Raw genomic sequence first — 18,158 nt, 5'->3', positions numbered from 1 at the left:
TACTGTGCCCACAACAGCAAGACACAAAACAAAAAAGCTATGACACCACATCATAGCTTTTTCTTGTTTTTACAATAAGTAATGAGCACTTATTCCATTTGCTTGAAGTTTACTAAAAGACATCATTCTTGCTTTTAAATAAATCAATTTCCTTACTTAGGACAATCGCTTTTAAAACCTGACAGATAACCCGCCGCCTCCACCAAAACGGTTATCATAGCTTCCCATTACTGAAAAGTTTTTTGAGAACATATACTCGATACCAGCGCTCCAAACAGTATCTGAGGTATAGTCTTTCGCTACCGGAAGATCATTGACCAAGCCTAAATCCAATTTATATTCATAATATCCAAACACTGAAAATTTAGGAAATACCATAACACTTCTTCCTAACGCAATTCGGGGTCTCAATTCATTATCAATTCTCGCATCAAGATTAAATAAATACGGAGTCAAATATCGAATCCCAACGACTGCCGTGGTCTTGAACGTATCAAAACTATCTTCCTTTTCATTTTCTATGTTTATACCACCAAAAACCCTCAAGTAATCATGTAAATATCTTTCATAGGTAATTTCTCCCTCTAGATTTTTGTTCCATCCATATTCCATAGACACGTTAAATTGGTTTCTCAGGTTGGAAGCCGTTAATTGCAAAGCCGTAAAATGAGATGCTGCATCTACCATTCCCCATGAATAATATCTGTTGGTTTCAGCTACTAACTTAGCTACAGGAAACCCTTTCATACGCGTATCTCTTGGTGTATCATAGCTAAAAACTCGTGCCATACCGCCCATCATATGGTACAATATATGACAATGGAAAAACCAGTCTCCATATTCATTTCCGTAAAATTCTATTGTGACATTCCCCATTGGTGGCACATTTACGGTATGTTTTAAAGGCGAATATTCTCCATTTTTATTGATAACTCTAAAGAAATGACCGTGTAAATGCATCGGGTGATGCATCATGGTTAGGTTATTCAATGTTATTCTTGTAACCTGCCCTCCTTCAATTTTTATTTTATCAGTTTCAGCCAGCGGCACACCATTCATACTCCAGATATAGCGCTGCATATTTCCTGTTAGGTTCAACAGGATTTCTTTCACAGGCGCATCAGCAGAATAGTTCGTTTTTACTGGTGATCTTAGGTAATCATAATTGTATTCTGAAAACAGATCCATTCCTTCCATTTTCATTTCGCTTTCCATGCCATTTTCCTTCTTAGAATCAGCTACCACCGCATGGTTTTCTTGCATACCGTCCATTTTCATTTTCGAATGATCCATTTTCGAATGATCCATTTCCATTCCCTTCATTGTAGAATCTTTGGGCATATCTATTTGCTTGTGCTTCATGTCGTCCATGTCCATTCCTTTCATTTTAGAATCCTTGGACATATCCATTTGCATGCCATACTCTTCCTTAATTTTGAAGTGTTCGTCTTTTTTCGGACGGTACTTTATCGCATGAGCTCCCATTTTCATGTCCATCTTCGCCATCTTTTGCATCATGCCAATTTTGTCTGGTCTTGGAACAACTGGAGCCGCTAAGATTTTACCACTTCCCAGAAATGCCGAAGCGCTCCCTGAACCATCTTGCGCCGTAATTCTATATTCAATTTTACCGTTTTGTGGAATGGTAACAATGAAATCATAGGCTTCTGCAATACCAATAAATGTTTTGTTTTTTATGACCGGAACGACATCATGACCATCTGCTGAAACAAGCATTGGATCTTCACCGCCAAAAGTCATCCAAAAAGAAGTAGAAGCACCACCATCAATAATGCGCACTCTTATCTTTTCTCCCGGTTTAAAATCGGGATAGTCAACGGACTGTTTTCCATTAATCAAAAATGCAGGATAGTAGATGTCGGCAATATCTGCCCCCATCATACGCTGTCTCCAAAAGTTTAACTGTGCTCCAAAGGCACCTCTTGCAATAACTCTATTAAGCGGAGTGGCAGTCCCTTTTTTTATTTGATACCACTCGGAACCCCGTTTTAAAGTCCGGAGTACGTTTAGTGGTTTCTCATTAGTCCAATCCGATAACATGAGTACCAATTCTTTATCGTACACTAATGTTTCATTTTTTGGATGAATAACGATAGAACCATACACACCACTCTGCTCTTGCAGCATGGTATGCGAATGATACCAATACGTTCCCGCTTGTTTTATAGCAAATTCATACTTCAGCATTTGTCCCGGCTTGATAGGCGGAGTAGTCAAATAGGGAACTCCGTCATAAAAATTAGGCAGTATTATACCATGCCAATGAACAGATGTTTCCACAGTCATCTCATTCTTCACATAAATAACAGCATACTCTCCTTCCGTAAATTCCAATACCGGACCCGGTATGCTTCCATTTACCGTCATTCCTTTTACCGCTACTCCTGCTTTATTAACTACTTCTTCCCTTATGGTCAGTGTATATTCTTTCACAGGAAGATTATCAACGTTACCTTCTACTGCCTGACCAAAAATAGATTGGGATACAATCAAAATTAACAATGCTGTATATTTAAAAGTATTCATTTTATTATTTTTAATTACTAATCTTCAATGCTATTTTACTTGCTTAATACGCTTTACCGTTACAAAAATAACCTACAAATTATTAATTATTTTTCGCAGACTATCTCTGATTTCTGTTGCAATTTCCCCAAGCGCCACGTTGTCTACCGCTTGCATAGAAGCTGCCGGATCAACCGCCGAAACTTCTATCTGACCTTTTACTTTTTCCTGAACAATCACATTACATGGCAACATCGTTCCTATTTTATCTTCGGCCAATAACGCTTTATATGCAAATGGCGGATTGCAGGCACCCAAAATGGTGTAATTGTAAAAGTCCACATCCAGTTTCTTCTTTAGTGTTGCTTTTAAGTCAATTTCTGTTAATATTCCAAATCCTTCCGCCTTAAGCGCTTCCGTAACTTTTTGAATTGCATTTTCGAAACTGTCGTTAATTGTTTTACTGAAATAATATTCCATGCTTTTTATTTTTAACATTAAATTTATTTATTTTTTCTGTATCGGTGAGCTACGGCTAATAATATCAATGCAAAAATCAATATTGAGCCCCACCAAAACCAATGCATTCCCATAAATGAGTAGCCATCCATATGCATTCCTCCATGTCCTGTATTATCCATAATTGTATAGTTTTAGCGTTAAATACCACTACTGTGTTTAAAATGTTATTTGGATTTTTTATCCATTTCCTTCATCTTACTCATGTCCATTTTTTCTGCCTTCATTTTCTCCATCATTTTCATCATTTCTGGGCTATCCATCATTGATTTACACATATCGGACATCATAGCATCATCATTTTTAGCTTTTTCCATCATGCCCTTCATCATTCCTTTCATCATATCTGGATTATCCTTCATCATTTTCATCATTTCAGGCATCATGCTTTTCATCATTTCCGGATTTTCTTTCATCTTCTCCATCATTGTGACATGATGTTCTTTCATCATCATCATTTTACCGCTTTTGCTGTTCATCAACGCGCCCATCATCTGTTTTGACATCATTTCGTCATTGGCGATAGTGTTCATGATTTCGGTTCTCTTCTCTGATTTTGACAGTACCTGATTCGTTGACTGACAAGAATACAATAGTCCAATTAAACCGAATGTAAATGCAAATTTCTGTAGTGTTTTCATGGTATTTTATTTAGAGATTAAAATTTTTAGATTAAAAGTGAACTTTAGTGCATTACAACTTCAAATTTCGCAGTCGCAGTGCATTTGCAATCACTGAAACCGAACTAAAACTCATTGCCAGAGCAGCAATCATTGGCGAAAGCAAAAGACCGAAAAAAGGATATAAAACCCCTGCTGCGATTGGGATTCCAAGTACATTATAAAAGAACGCAAAAAATAAATTTTGATTTATATTTTTCATCACGGCATGACTCAATTCTTTAGCCTTAACAATCCCTTGCAAATCTCCTTTGACCAAAGTTATTTTGGCGCTTTCTATTGCTACATCAGTTCCAGTTCCCATTGCAATCCCGATATCGGCTTGAGCCAATGCCGGAGCATCATTAATTCCGTCTCCTGCCATAGCTACAATTTTGCCTTGGTCTTGCAACCTTTTGATCTCCTTTAATTTATCCTCCGGCAGACAACCTGCTATAAATGAACTCAAATGCAATTCGTCAGCGACTGCTTTTGCGGTGTTCTCATTGTCACCAGTAAGCATAATCACTTCGACTCCTTGACTCATTAATTCCTTAATTGCAGCCACACTTGTACTTTTAATAGCATCCGTAATCGTTACATAACCCAAAACCTGATTGTCTACAGAAATATAAGACACTGTTTTTCCTAGTTTCTGCTCGGCTATTATTTTAGCGGTTAAATCATCTGAAGTTTTCGAATTATTTTGCTCCATCAATTTTGCATTTCCAAGTGCGACTTTTTTACCATTTACGGTTCCAACCACTCCTTTTCCGGTAATGGATTCAAAATCTTTCGCTTCCAGTAAAGTAACCTTTTTCGCTTTCGCAAAATTGACTACGGCTTGCGCCAAAGGATGCTCGCTATACTGATTCAACGAGGCAATCATTTGCAACAAATCTTCCTCTTTATTTTCAGTTGAAAACACTTTTTCTACAGATGGTTTTCCTTCGGTAATCGTTCCCGTTTTATCGGTAATTAGAACATTCACCTTGTTCATGTTTTCTAAGGCTTCAGCATTTTTTATCAAAACCCCAGATTGTGCCCCTTTCCCAACTCCTACCATGACTGACATGGGGGTTGCTAATCCCAATGCACAAGGACAAGCGATAATCAAAACAGCAATAGCATTTATGAATCCGTAAACGATTGCTGGCTCGGGGCCAAATTTTGCCCAAACAAAAAAGGTGATTACTGAAACGGCCACTACTATTGGTACAAAATACTTCGCAATTCTGTCGGCCAGTTTTTGTATCGGCGCTCTCGAACGGCTGGCTGAATTTACCATTTGCACAATTTGCGAAAGCAAGGTTTCTGAACCAATTTTTTCAGCAACCATAACAAAAGATTTGTTGCCGTTAATTGTTCCTGCAATAACAGAATCGTCTGCTTTTTTATCTACAGGAATGGGTTCACCCGAAATCATAGATTCATCGATAGTAGTTTCCCCTTCGGTAATTTTTCCGTCAACAGGAATTTTTTCACCTGGTTTCACCCGAAGCAAATCATCCTTTTTGATATCATGAACAGAAATCACTTTATCGCTTCCATCAATGACCAAAGTAGCCACCGTGGGCGCTAATTTCAATAATTCTTTTATAGCACCACTGGTTCTGCTGTGCGCTTTGGCCTCTAACAACTGACCTAGCAAAACCAAGGTTAATATCACCGTTGTTGCCTCAAAATAGAGATGTACCGTTCCGGTTTCTGTTTTGAATTCATTTGGAAAAAGTTCTGGAAAGAACAAGCCAAACAGGCTAAATAGAAAAGCAACCCCAGAACCAATTCCAATCAGGGTAAACATATTTAAGTTCCAAGTAATAACCGACTTCCACGCACGTACAAAAAACATCCAGGCAGCATAAAAAACGACCGGAAGCGACAAGGCAAACTGCACCCAGTTCCAACTCGAGGTGTCCATTATTTTTTGTAGCGGATTATTGGGTATCATATCTGACATTGCAATTATAAAAATAGGCAGCGTAAAAACAACGGCTATTTTCATTTTACGCACTAAGTCAAGATACGTCTTGTTATCTTCACTTTCGCTAGGCTCCATAGGTACCAAATCCATTCCGCATATCGGACAAGAACCCGGACCTTCCTGGATTATTTCAGGATGCATGGGACAAGTAAACATTGTTTTCGTCGGAAGTAAATCGGGTGCTTTTACCAAATCCATTCCACAAACGGGACAATCTCCCGCTTGGTCATATACTTTATCGCCTTCGCAATGCATGGGACAATAATATTTTCCTGCCGCATTAGACGGAATGCTTGTTTCCTCTTTATGATGTTGATGACCACCTTTCTCGTGTTCATGTGATTGAGTACCACAGCACGATTTCGCTACTGGCTCTTCCACTTTTTCATCAGCTGCAGCATTAGTTGAACTCAATTCAGGTGTTTTTACTAAATGCATTCCACAAACAGGACAATCTCCCGCTTTATCATATACTTTATCTCCTTCGCAATGCATAGGGCAATAATATTTTTCTGCCGTGCTAGAAGGAATATCAGATTTCATTTTTTCGTGTTCATCCCTCGTTTTAGAATTGTGCTTTTCCGTAGTACAACAAGATTTCGCTACTGGCTCTTCCAATTTTTTATCAGCTGCAGCATTAGTTGAACTCAATTCAGGTTCTTTTACTAAATGCATTCCGCAAACGGGACAATCCCCCGGTTGGTCATATACTTTATCTCCTTCGCAATGCATAGGGCAATAATATTTTCCTGTAGTATTCTCAGTTATGCTATTCCCCTCCTTATCACGTTGGTGACTGTCTTTGTTTTGTTGATCTTTTGGAGTACCGCAGCAAGATTTCGCAGCTGGTTCCTCTGTAGTTTTTTCTGTTGCAGCTACCGGCTTGCTCATCTCAATAGAATAATTCCCTGCAGCAGCTAAAGCTTCCTGCAACTGTGAAGTAGGAATGTGTTTTTCCATTGTGATTGTGGCCACTGCCGGCTCCAACGAAACAACAGACTCAACCCCTTCAATAGCATTCAATGTTTTCTCCACTTTGCTGCGGCAACCATCGCAACTCATACCACTTATTGTATATATGTGTTTCATAATATTCAAGATTTGATACTACGAATTTCCGATTATATTTTAGAAGCCTTATTACACAATTATGGAAAAGGTTTGTGTAATTTACAAACTATCGATTTGTTTTCTCTTCTGCTCTTTTAAGTGTTTAAAATAAGTGGGCGTAAATCCAGTTGTTTTCTTAAACTGATTGCTTAAATGCGCTACATTACTATAATTGAGCTCAAATGCGATTTCACTTAGCGTCATTTCGTTATAGATTAATAGTTCTTTTGCCCGTTCAATTTTTTGTGCAATAAAATAATGCTCAATTGTTGCTCCTTCTTTTTCTGAAAAAAGCTTACTCAAAATACTGTAATCCTGCCTTAAATCGGCGGCTAAATAATTTGACAAATTACTTTTCAATTGTTCCTTTTTATAATGTACCAAATCGATTATTAAATTTTTAATCCTTTCGACAGTTTTATTTTCCTTATCATCTAATAATTCAAAACCAAGAAGGTTCAGGTTTTTTGACAGCAATTGTATTTGACTTTCGTCCAAATCAGTTGCAATTTCTACTTCCCCTAATTGCATTGCAATAATAGAAAGCCCCATTTTTTCCAACTCTGCCGACACCGCCATTTCGCAACGGCCACAAACCATGTTTTTTATATAAATTTTCACTTTATTATTTTTTGCTTTCGAGACGAATAATCATTTCATTCATTTGCTTAATTTCTCTTTCTTGAGCAGCAATTATATCTTCCGCTAACTTTTTAGCTTCTGGATCTTTAAAATCGACATTGCTACTAGTCATAATGGCTGATGAGTGATGAGGAATCATAGCTTTCATGTATTGTACATCTCCAATAAAAGTTTGTGTCCTTAATAGAAAAAGTGTTCCAAGAAATGTACTTGCGGCAAAGACTATTATCATTACATTAACTTTATTATTTGGATACATTTTCCACATTAATAGTAACATTGTAATTGCCATTGCAGCAATCATTAAAGTAGTCATATAAAAGCGAGTTATACTATTATAGATGTGACTGAATTCAGCAACATTTAAAAACATGACTAAATACATAACGACAAATGAAACCGCCATTATTAAGGCAAATTTTACATAAGGATTACTTTTTAAGTGTGTGTTATTTTCTTCCATGATTCTATTTTAATTAGAGTTTTTGATCGTTAATCAATTTAACTTTCGGGTAACGTCCTTTTTATAATTATTTTATTATCAAAAATGCTTTCAAATCCCATTATAACAGAACTAAGTTAGCTTATTTTAACATTTTAACCTATTAATAAAGAGTCTATTACACATTACATCTTCATTCCCGCCATGGGATCACTTCCTTTACGGAATATATACTCACTGTTAATGGCATAAGCACCGCTAACAACGACTTTCTTCCTACTATCTAAATCCGATTTGATTTCGATCATTCCATTGGCTTCCACGCCGGTTTCAACCATCACGTTTTCAAAAATACCGTGACTTTTTTCAACCCATATATACGTGGCATTTTCATCCCTAATAACAGCATCTGTTGGAATAAATAATCCTTTCTTATTAGATTGAATTAATTTAGCCACCGCTTGCATTCCCGGTTTTAAAAATAAATTCGGGTTAGGAATTTCCATTCGAATTAATAGCAATCTGGAATCTGGATTAATCTCCGGATTAATAAATGAAATTTTAGCTTGTATCTCTTTAGCAGGATAATCTGTAAAAGAAACCGTAGCAATTTGCCCAATTTTTAATGATTTAGCATAACTCACGTTTACTTGCGTTTCAAGCCAAAGCGTACTTAAAGCAGCCAACTTAATTATTGCGCCGCCTTCCATGATATAACTACCTTCTGTAGCCGCTATCTCCGAAATATATCCGCTGTATGTACTATAAAAAGTAGTGTATGGCGATATTTGGGCATTGCCTTTAATACTCTCAATTTGTGCATTCGACAAACCATAGAACAACAACTTTTGCTTTGCAGCTTGCAGCATATTTTTGGCATTTTTGCCAAAATCACCAGGCATAGTCAATTGTTTAGATGCTGCAAAATAATCCTGTTTAGCAATGGCTATGTCTTCGCTGTACAACTGGTAAATGGCTTGATTTTTTTTAACATAATCACCCGTAGTTTTAAAATATAATTTCTCAATTCGACCCATCGCTCTTGATGAAATGGTTTTGATTTGTTCCTGATTAATTGTCAAAACGCCCGTATAGTTTTCTTTCAGGCTACTATTTGTTTCCTCTATATTTTGGGTCGTGATGTTTCCCAATTTTATTTGCTGGTCACTAAGCGCTATTTCATTCGAGGCAGAATTATCCTTTTTCATTGGGGTTAATTCCATATGGCAAATAGGACACTTCCCAGGCTTATCCTCTTTTATTTGGGGATCCATAGAACAGGTGTAATACGTACTTTCCACGTCCTGATGCTGGCTATGATCTTCCTTGTTCTTATCTTTACAGCCCATTAAGACAACAAATGCCACTAATAACAAGCTCATTTTTTTTTTCTTTTGCATGATTATTCTATTTTTATAAAGCTTTCGCTGTCCATTAAATATTGTGCATTGTCAGCAATTGCATCTTTTACAGACAGCCCTTCGATGACCTGAATAAAATCATTGATTTCTATTCCTGTTTTTATTTCTTTTGCTTTAAAACCATTCTCCATTTTAATAAAAACAACTTTTTTACTACCGATGCTAATTAATACTTGCTTACGAACCCAAATTCCTTGTATAGGATTTGTTTCGATAATACCTTGAAGTCGCAAGCCAATTGGGAATTTCAGATTATTATTATTTAAATACACTCGAATCCTGTTCGTCTTATCAGTTTCGTTGAATTGTGTTTCTATAAAATTCACTTTGGCATTTATAAATTCATTCTCCTCTAATTCTGATGAAAACCGAATGGGTTGATTGATTTTTATCAAACTGCTTTGTCCTTGCATCACATTGAAAACACCCCATACTTTATCGGTATTTACTAATTTAAAGACAACTTCATTCTGTTTAATGTAATCCCCTTCTTTCAATGTTAAAGAAGTTGTTGTGGCGGTACTGTTTTGCATCGATCCTCCGGCAACAGTCGTCATACTTTCGGTTCCTTGAACTATTCCATTGGTGGGACTATAAATAGTGATTACAGGATTTGTTCTTTTGGCTGCAGCCAATGAATTAATCTGATTTAAAGTCATTCCATAAAGCAGTAATTTCTGTTTCGAAGCCTTTATTATGGATGCGTTTTCAGCATCATTGGTAATTAAATAAATGAAATTTTGCTGTGCTGTCAATAATTCCGGACTATACAAATCAAAAAGTCTTTGTCCCTTATTTACTTTTTGGTATTTATAATTCACATACATTTTTTCGATTCGGCCACTTATCCTTGCTGCAATATTTACCGATGAATTAGGATCATAAGCTACAATTCCAGGCAGCTTTATTTCACTGCTAATAGCCGTGTCTTTTGCTGTTGTGGTTTGAAAGTCTCCCACCACGAAGCTATCCGTTGGTCGTAATAGATGGTCAATCGAGTGGCTTTCCGTCGGTTGCGCTTCAGTTACTTTTTTTATCAAAGTCATTCCGCAAATTGGGCAATTCCCTGGTTCGTCCCTAATAATTTCAGGATGCATCGAACAGGTATATACCTCCGCCTGATGCTCGTGATCTGCTTGATTATTAAATTTGTTTACGCCATAATAGACTCCAAATCCAACCACTAAAACGGCAATAGCCAGCAAACTATATTTTATGTATTTGTTCATACTTATTTCGTTTCCAGTTGTTTTTCAATTTCTACCTGAGTACTCAATATGGCCTGCAACTTGTCTAGCTTTTCTATTTGCGCCATATTCAATGCTTCCCAGGCATCCAACACCACAAACAGGTCTCCTGTATTGTTTTGCCAAGCTATTATTGAAGTGTCATAATTTCTTCGCAAGGCCGGAATGATACTTTTATCGGCAATTTCATATTGTCTCTTTAAGTTGGTCAGCTCCGCTTGCATCCCTGAAATCATTCCTGTTGCTTCGTTGAGAATCATTTGCTTTTGCCAATCCAAACTTTCATTTTTTAATTTAAAACTGTTAATGTTTGCCTTATTCATTTTTGATGACCAAGGCATTGGAATTGTAATCATTCCCATCAAGGAAAATTGTTGCGGACCATTTCCAAAAGCAAACATGTGATCATACTTCACACCAAAATCGGGTAACAATTTTGCTTTCTCAATGTCTATTTTCAACTGATTTAAGACAATCGTTTTCTCAATCGCTCTTACATCGCTTCGGTTTTCAGAAAGCGATATCGTATCCGATTTCTGAAAATTATAATCATTTAAAGCAAAAGTGGGATCGATTTCAAAAACAGTATTTTTGTCTCTTGCCATCAAAGTATTCAGCGTAATCTTCTTTTGCAAAATCTCATTTTTCAGCATTACGACCATGCTTTCTAAAGCGCTATATTGTGACTTTGCCTTATAATAAGTAGGCAATTTGTCCATATTATATTGATAGCGTATCTCCATGCTTTTGATCATATACTCTAAAAGCAATAAATTATCATTGGCTATTTTTATTTTTTTATCCAATACAATCCATTGATAATAATTCATTTTTGCTAACGCATTCAACTGATTCACGGTATAATTTTTATTTTCTGCCTCTACCGAAGACATGGCATTCATGTAATTAGAATCGGCTTTTAGCCTTGAAGCGTTAGGAATCATTTGTGTAACACCTATCATATATGCACCCATACCAGGATTCATTTCGTCTCCCTTCCACATTTTAGTGTTATAAGGAGTCATAAACAAGCCCGTGTTCACTTGAGGTGCCATCCAACTATTTGCCCCTTTTGCCGCTGCATCCATGCTCTGTATATCGGCATCGTACATTTTTAATTGCGGATTATTCGTTTTAACGGTGGTCAAAACAGCATCCAACGAAAGTGTTTGCGCTACTGCAACAGTGGCGTTTAACAGCAAACAACTGATTATGATATAATATTTAATGTGTCGCATCGATAAGATCTATTTTGCCTTTTGTTTTTAATTCACGTTGTTTTGTCATTTCAAAAACAATAGGGGTTACTAATAATACATATATAACAGAGGTGACTGTTCCTCCAATAAGCGGAACTGTAATGGGAATCATCACATCAGCGCCCGTTCCTGTCGCCCAAAGAATGGGTACTAATCCAAATAGAGAAACCGATACAGTCATTAATTTTGGTCTCAGCCTTTTTGCCGAACCATCAATAATGTATTCTCTTAAAATATCCGTAGTGATTGCCTCACTGCTATTACCATATTTTGCAACCATTTTATTCATTGCCTCATTCAGGTAAATAGTCATTATCATCGCCGTTTCTATCGCCATCCCAAACAGTGCGATGAAACCTACTGCCACGGCAACGGATAAATTAATTCCATAAAAATAAACCATAAAAATCCCTCCTATTAAAGCAAAAGGAACCGTTATCATCGTTATCAAAGCTTCCTTCATCGAGTTATAGGTAAAATACAAAATCAGGAATATGATAAGAACAACGATAGGCAATATCAGTGATAATGTTTTGTTGGCTCTAATCTGATTTTCCCATTGTCCACTCCATTCGACATAATAGCCTTTTGGTAGTTTAGTCATCATGGTATTGAGTTTATCTTGCGCTTCCTCTACCGTACTCCCTAAATCACGCTCCCGAACATTAAACAAAACACTCCCACGAAGCATGGCGTTTTCGCTGTTTATCATTGGAGGCCCATCACTTATTTTTATATCAGCGACAGCATCTAATGGTATTGGTCCGTATTCCATTGTTTGCACTTGCAATTTTTTCAACGACTCAATACTATTTCTGTATTCCTGCGCATATCTCGCATTCACAGAAAAGCGTTGTCTCCCTTCGATAGTGGTCGTCAATGTCATTCCTCCAATTGCCGCTTCAACAACATTATTCACATCATCAATCGTCAGACCGTATCTACCAATTGCTTCTCGCTTTGCTTCAATGTCGATATACTTCCCACCGGTTATTGGTTCGGCATACAAATCTTTCACTCCTTCGGTTCCTTCTAATGTCTTTTTAATTTTTTGTGCCAAAGCTTCTATGGTATCCAAACTAGCTCCATAAATTTTCACCCCAACGTCTGTTCTGATTCCCGTCGAAAGCATATTTATTCGATTAATAATAGGCTGTGTAAAACCATTGGTTACCCCAGGTATTTGCAGTTTATTATTTATTTCATCGATGATATCACTTTTCGTTTTACCCGCTCTCCATTCGTTATGAGGTTTAAGCAAAATAATCGTTTCAATCATACTTATAGGACTATTGTCCGTTGCCGTATTGGCTCTTCCCGCTTTTCCCAAAACATGAGTGACCTCGGGAATTGATTTTATTATTTTGTCCTGAACCTGTAATATTCTTTTCACTTCAGAATTAGAAACATCGGGTAAGGTTACAGGCATAAACAGAATCGAACCTTCATCTAAAGGTGGCATAAACTCGGAGCCGAGCTGCGTAAACATCAACCCTCCTATTACTAAAGCAATGCAGTTTACCACCAAAACACTTTTTCTCCATTTTAAACAAAAAACTAGAATTGGAGTATACCAACTTTCCAGTTTTCTATTGATTGGATTTTTATTCTCCGGACGTAATTTTCCCTTTAGCAAGTAACTAATTAACACTGGAGTCAGTGTAATGGCTAAAAACGCATCTACGATCAGTATAAATGATTTCGTCCAAGCCAATGGACTGAATAGTTTTCCTTCCATTCCCGTTAGCAGAAAAACGGGCAAAAAAGAAGCAATCACAATCAGTGTCGAATAAAAAACTCCCGGGCCAACGAGCTTAGAGGAAGATTCAATTAACTTCATTCGTTCATCAGCCAACAATGGATCGTGTTCTTTTTTAAATATTTTTTTAAATAACTTTTTCATCGTTGATTATTGATTATTATCCATTTCTTCTTGTTTCTCAGAGATGGTTCTATAGGCATTTTCGACCATGACAATTCCATCATCAACCACAACACCAATAGCCAAGGCTATCCCCGTGAGCGACATAATATTGGATGAAATCCCAAAAGCTTGGAGCAAAATAAATCCTATAGCAACAGATATTGGTAACTGTATCAGAATAATCAATGCACTTCTCCAATGGAAAAGAAAAAGAAGAATCACTATTGACACCGCAATCATTTCTTCGATTAAAGTTCCTTTTACGGACTCAATCGCTTTTTCAATTAGTTCGCTTCGGTCATAAGAAGTTTTGAAGGAAACTCCTTCAGGAAGCCCTTTTTCGACTTCTTTCATTTTCAGTTTGACCGCTTTGATAACCTTATCAGCATTTTCGCCGTAACGCATTACCACAATTCCTCCCACTACTTCACCTTCGCCATTTGCATCAAAAATCCCAAGACGTAAATCTCCACCCATTTGAACGGAACCGATATCTTTTACTCTTACAGGAACAGAATTGTAATTTTTGATGGCAATTTCTTCCACATCTTTGCTGTTTTTTATGTAGCCAAGTCCTCTAACGATATAAGCCATGTTGCTCATTTCAAATTTCCGCCCTCCAACATCATTATTGCTTGTCTTTACGGCTTTCATCACTTCCATCATGCTAACATTATAATACTGCATTTTCAAAGGATCTAAAACCAATTGATATTGTTTTTCAAAACCTCCAAAGGAAGCGACCTCAGCTACACCCGGAACTGTTTGTAAAGCAAATTTCACATACCAATCCTGCAGCGCTCTTTGCTCACCTAAATCCATTCCATTGGTTTCCAAATGATACCAAAATATATGCCCTACACCAGTGCCATCAGGCCCTAAAGTGGGAACTACATTTTGCGGCAACAATCGTTGTGCATAATTTAATCGTTCCAGCACTCGGGTTCTTGCCCAATAAGGATCTACGTTATCTTCAAAAATGATGTAGATAAAACTCATTCCAAACATGGAAGAAGCTCGAATATTCTTGATTTTGGGGATTCCCTGTAAATTAGAAACCAAAGGATAGGTTACCTGATCTTCAATTACCTGCGGACTTCTGCCCATCCACTCCGTGAAAACAATAACCTGATTTTCTGATAAATCAGGAATGGCATCGATGGGATTTTGCTGCACACTATAAATCCCCCAACCAAATAAGCAGGTGGAAACAAGCAGTACGACTACTCGATTTTTTAGGGAAAATGATATTAATTTTTCGACCATAATAACTTAATTAATGAAAATATTTTTCATTTAAAGCTTGAAAGTGCTTGTTAAAATTCTTTTGTTATTCCTCCACAAGTCAACATTTCAGCTCCGTAATATGGATTTTTTATGTCTTTAATTTCACTTATCCAGTAACCATTTTTACCTTGATTGTACATTGGGCAATAGTCTTGATACAGTTTTTTATCTGTATTAAACATTTTAATAAAGTTATGCATGTCTGTACTTAATAAGGCAAACGCATTTCTTTGTGCAGCAATTTTACCTGCATTCTCTGTAATTGCTGCCGTATGTTGTTTTGCAGCATTAACAATAGTATTGTATTGAGTAATTAAATCAGCTTCAATTTTGTCAGATGTCGTTTTTTGTAAAGTTGTTTCTAAAGCTTTACTTGATGCAGTAGCTAATGCCGCGTCATCACTGGCCAAAGCATTTTTCAATTTTAAGTAATCATTTAAAATCATATCGATTGAAAATGCCGCTTTACTTTTTGTAACATCCATTTCTTTTACTTCTTCAACCACTTCATTATTAGTTACTGGTTCCGTTAATTCCATACCGCATTTAGAACATTCCTCACCTTGTTTTCCAGTAACTTCAGGATGCATTGGACAGGAATACAATTGCCCTTCAGCGTGACTTTCATTACTTTCCATAGTAGTTGTTTCGGCTCCATTTTCTATTTTAGCATCCTTACAAGACGCGAATGCAACCATTAAAACAAGGACACTTAATTTAGATATATTTTTCATTTTGATTTATTTTTATTATTTTACTTTTAATTTTGTTGTGCTACTACTGTCTTATTTTTTATCAACAGTTTTTTATTTTTCCTCTTTGGTAGCTTCTGCCCTGTCATACTGGCAACAGCCAGGAAGTGCATTGTAGGCAGCTTCTGTAGCATGGAATTTCTCGCTGTCATAACCTACCGCAGCAATACGTTTTAAAATTTCTTCCCTAGTCGTTTTTAAGGAATCATAAGTAAGTGTAGCCATTTTAGAGTCCTTATCCCAATCTACCGAGGTGATGTTCTTTTGCGTTCCTGCTTTTTCTATTTTTGATTCGCACATACCGCAGTTTCCATATATTTTTACGGTTTCAGTTTTAGTGTTTTTAATTTGCGCAGTAACTGCTGTGACTGATAACAATAGAGCTATTGCCATCAATCCTGTTTTAATTGAGTTCATATAATAAATAAATTAGAAGTGAATACGCTAGACCAATGGGTAAACAATAGCATTAAAGCTATGATTCACAGATTTGGTAATAGCCGATAAATAAATGATTTAAAGCAATATTTGCTTCGAATTTGACACACTATTGGCTGTCAATAAAGAATTTAGCCTATTTTAGGAATAAGCCAAAGTGAAGAATATCCTGCAGAAGTGAAGGATATCGTTTGATAAAATTTTTGCTTTTCAGCTGAAAAATTAAAATTAGCACTCTGCATTTCAAATTGAAAAGCCGAGGGTATTGCTGTATTTACGGAAGGAGTGCTACATAAAGCCTTTCCACATTTTCCATTACAACCGTTATGCTTGTTGTTTTTAGATTGAGAATCCTTACTGCAACAATCTTTGGTTTTGTTCTTAGAAGACATTTCCATGGTACAAGAACCACTATCTGAATTTCCACACGCAAAAGTTGTATTTGGCATCATAACGAAGCCAAACAAAACGATTAGTAAAATGTGAAATTTTTTCATTTTCCTGTAATTAGGACAAAATTAGTAAAACTATATTAATTGCAATCAAAATTTAATGTTAATATAGTTTTACTAATCATTATTATATAAATCGCTTTATTTAGTATCACCAAAAATAGCGTACATAAGCGACTGAGAAACAGATAGAATAACACTAAACAACAATGCAGTAAAAAAAGTATCTACACTAAATCCTCCAACTATATTATCACACAAAATAATGATAAGTGCATTGATGACTAATAAGAATAAGCCCAAGGTTATAAATGTGATAGGTAGCGTTAGAATTACTAAAAGAGGTTTGATAAATACATTTAATAGTCCTAAAACAACCGCAACTATTAGAGATGTTGTAAAATTATCTACGTGTACCCCTGTCATTAAATGAGATATAATGAGAACCAAAGCTGATGTAATAAGAATTCTGATGATTAGTTTCATAATTTTTATTTTAAATTTTTATTAAAAGTACTACTTTTTTTAAATTATTTAATTCCCTTGAAAAAAGAAATTGCCAACTCATGAAACAAGACTGGATTTTCTGCATGAAGCCAATGCCCTGCATTTGGGATTGTTTCTATCCTTGCATTTGGAAAATGCGTTCTTATATTTTCAACATCACTATCTAAAATATAATTGGAATTTCCGCCACGTATAAAAAGCATTGCCTTTTCAAACACTGAAGTTGCTGGCAACACCACTCCTATCTCTTCCATTTTTTTATTAAAAACAGCCAAGTTAAAACGAAAAGCCAATTGTCCTGGCTCTTGCCAATACAAGCTTTTCATTAAAAATTGTCTGGTACCAAAATCCGGTATGTATGGTAAGAGAATTTCCTCCACTTCAGATCGGCTTGGTTTTTTAGCGAAGTCGACTGCATTCAATCCCGCTAAAATAGATTGGTGGTGCTGGGGATAGAATTTCGGGCCGATATCAACTACAGTCAGTTTATCTACCATTTCTGGATGCAAGGTTGCAAAAAGCATCGCCGTTTTCCCGCCCATGGAATGTCCTATCATATCGACATTTGTTATATTATGGCCTTTGCAATAGTCTAGAATATCTTGAGCCATCAATTCATAACTAAACTCCTCAGAATGTAAACTTCGTCCGTGATTGCGAAGGTCTAACATATGAACTTCGAATCCCTCGGTTGCAAATTGCACGCCAAGTGTTTTCCAATTGTCTGACATCCCCAGAAATCCGTGCAGAATTAAAAGTGGTTTTCCTGAACCTTCTATTTTTGAATATAACATATTGGAATTTTAATAAAGTTGAGAGACAAAGATAAGAAATGAAATTGCATTAGACGATAATAGTACTTCAAGTAATTCATATAAATATCACTAAAAGTGGGTATTGTAAACCATTATTAATCACCTAATTTTGCAGGGTTATTTTGATTAAACAAAACTTGTTAAATAACATTAATAGCAACAATCTTTAAATAA

Annotated in this window: 15 protein-coding genes and 1 pseudogene; all 16 read right to left on the bottom strand. The window is 36.3% G+C overall.

The window, feature by feature from the left end; all coding sequences use genetic code 11:
- Nucleotides 1–171 precede the first annotated feature (171 nt).
- The 16 genes and pseudogenes from AC4PRO_RS02280 to AC4PRO_RS02205 all read right to left on the bottom strand — a co-directional run bounded on the left by AC4PRO_RS02280 (nucleotide 172) and on the right by AC4PRO_RS02205 (nucleotide 17,963).
- Nucleotides 172–2,547, bottom strand: coding sequence for a multicopper oxidase domain-containing protein (locus tag AC4PRO_RS02280; RefSeq protein WP_492116139.1), 2,376 nt, complete (start codon nucleotides 2,545–2,547; stop codon nucleotides 172–174).
- Nucleotides 2,548–2,619: 72 nt separating this feature from the next.
- A complete protein-coding gene (locus tag AC4PRO_RS02275; RefSeq protein WP_492116138.1) occupies nucleotides 2,620–3,006 on the bottom strand; it encodes a DUF302 domain-containing protein in 387 nt (128 codons plus the stop codon).
- A 23-nt stretch (nucleotides 3,007–3,029) separates the two neighbouring features.
- Nucleotides 3,030–3,167 (bottom strand): hypothetical protein, encoded by a 138-nt coding sequence (locus AC4PRO_RS02270; RefSeq protein ID WP_175460258.1) that lies wholly within the window; start codon nucleotides 3,165–3,167, stop codon nucleotides 3,030–3,032.
- A 45-nt stretch (nucleotides 3,168–3,212) separates the two neighbouring features.
- Nucleotides 3,213–3,686 (bottom strand): membrane or secreted protein, encoded by a 474-nt coding sequence (locus tag AC4PRO_RS02265; protein WP_492116137.1) that lies wholly within the window; start codon nucleotides 3,684–3,686, stop codon nucleotides 3,213–3,215.
- 52 nt (nucleotides 3,687–3,738) lie between these two features.
- Nucleotides 3,739–6,777 (bottom strand): heavy metal translocating P-type ATPase, encoded by a 3,039-nt coding sequence (locus AC4PRO_RS02260; protein WP_492116136.1) that lies wholly within the window; start codon nucleotides 6,775–6,777, stop codon nucleotides 3,739–3,741.
- Nucleotides 6,778–6,858: 81 nt separating this feature from the next.
- Nucleotides 6,859–7,377, bottom strand: coding sequence for a helix-turn-helix domain-containing protein (locus tag AC4PRO_RS02255; RefSeq protein WP_492116204.1), 519 nt, complete (start codon nucleotides 7,375–7,377; stop codon nucleotides 6,859–6,861).
- Nucleotides 7,378–7,423: 46 nt separating this feature from the next.
- A complete protein-coding gene (locus tag AC4PRO_RS02250) occupies nucleotides 7,424–7,903 on the bottom strand; it encodes a DUF305 domain-containing protein (RefSeq protein ID WP_492116135.1) in 480 nt (159 codons plus the stop codon).
- A gap of 164 nt (nucleotides 7,904–8,067) precedes the next feature.
- A complete protein-coding gene (locus AC4PRO_RS02245) occupies nucleotides 8,068–9,282 on the bottom strand; it encodes an efflux RND transporter periplasmic adaptor subunit (RefSeq protein ID WP_492116134.1) in 1,215 nt (404 codons plus the stop codon).
- A 2-nt stretch (nucleotides 9,283–9,284) separates the two neighbouring features.
- On the bottom strand, nucleotides 9,285–10,532 hold the full coding sequence (locus tag AC4PRO_RS02240; RefSeq protein ID WP_492116133.1) for a heavy metal-binding domain-containing protein: 1,248 nt from the start codon (nucleotides 10,530–10,532) through the stop codon (nucleotides 9,285–9,287).
- 2 nt (nucleotides 10,533–10,534) lie between these two features.
- Nucleotides 10,535–11,788 (bottom strand): TolC family protein, encoded by a 1,254-nt coding sequence (locus AC4PRO_RS02235; RefSeq protein WP_492116132.1) that lies wholly within the window; start codon nucleotides 11,786–11,788, stop codon nucleotides 10,535–10,537.
- Nucleotides 11,775–14,999: pseudogene (locus AC4PRO_RS02230) on the bottom strand (efflux RND transporter permease subunit). The gene AC4PRO_RS02235 and the pseudogene AC4PRO_RS02230 overlap by 14 nt, the downstream one beginning before the upstream one ends.
- A 50-nt stretch (nucleotides 15,000–15,049) precedes the next feature.
- On the bottom strand, nucleotides 15,050–15,754 hold the full coding sequence (locus AC4PRO_RS02225; protein ID WP_492116131.1) for a DUF3347 domain-containing protein: 705 nt from the start codon (nucleotides 15,752–15,754) through the stop codon (nucleotides 15,050–15,052).
- Nucleotides 15,755–15,826: 72 nt separating this feature from the next.
- On the bottom strand, nucleotides 15,827–16,189 hold the full coding sequence (locus tag AC4PRO_RS02220) for a heavy-metal-associated domain-containing protein (protein WP_074721716.1): 363 nt from the start codon (nucleotides 16,187–16,189) through the stop codon (nucleotides 15,827–15,829).
- 152 nt (nucleotides 16,190–16,341) lie between these two features.
- Nucleotides 16,342–16,707 (bottom strand): hypothetical protein, encoded by a 366-nt coding sequence (locus tag AC4PRO_RS02215; RefSeq protein WP_091083361.1) that lies wholly within the window; start codon nucleotides 16,705–16,707, stop codon nucleotides 16,342–16,344.
- 96 nt (nucleotides 16,708–16,803) lie between these two features.
- Nucleotides 16,804–17,148, bottom strand: coding sequence for a phage holin family protein (locus AC4PRO_RS02210; protein ID WP_074721720.1), 345 nt, complete (start codon nucleotides 17,146–17,148; stop codon nucleotides 16,804–16,806).
- A 44-nt stretch (nucleotides 17,149–17,192) separates the two neighbouring features.
- Nucleotides 17,193–17,963: an alpha/beta fold hydrolase gene (locus tag AC4PRO_RS02205; RefSeq protein ID WP_492116130.1), complete on the bottom strand. Its 771-nt coding sequence runs from the start codon at nucleotides 17,961–17,963 to the stop codon at nucleotides 17,193–17,195.
- Nucleotides 17,964–18,158 lie beyond the last annotated feature (195 nt).

This window comes from Flavobacterium sp. DW-iso2 (genome assembly GCF_058725285.1).
Note: the sequence above shows the minus strand (reverse complement) of the source record. Positions and strands in the feature narration are given on the sequence as shown.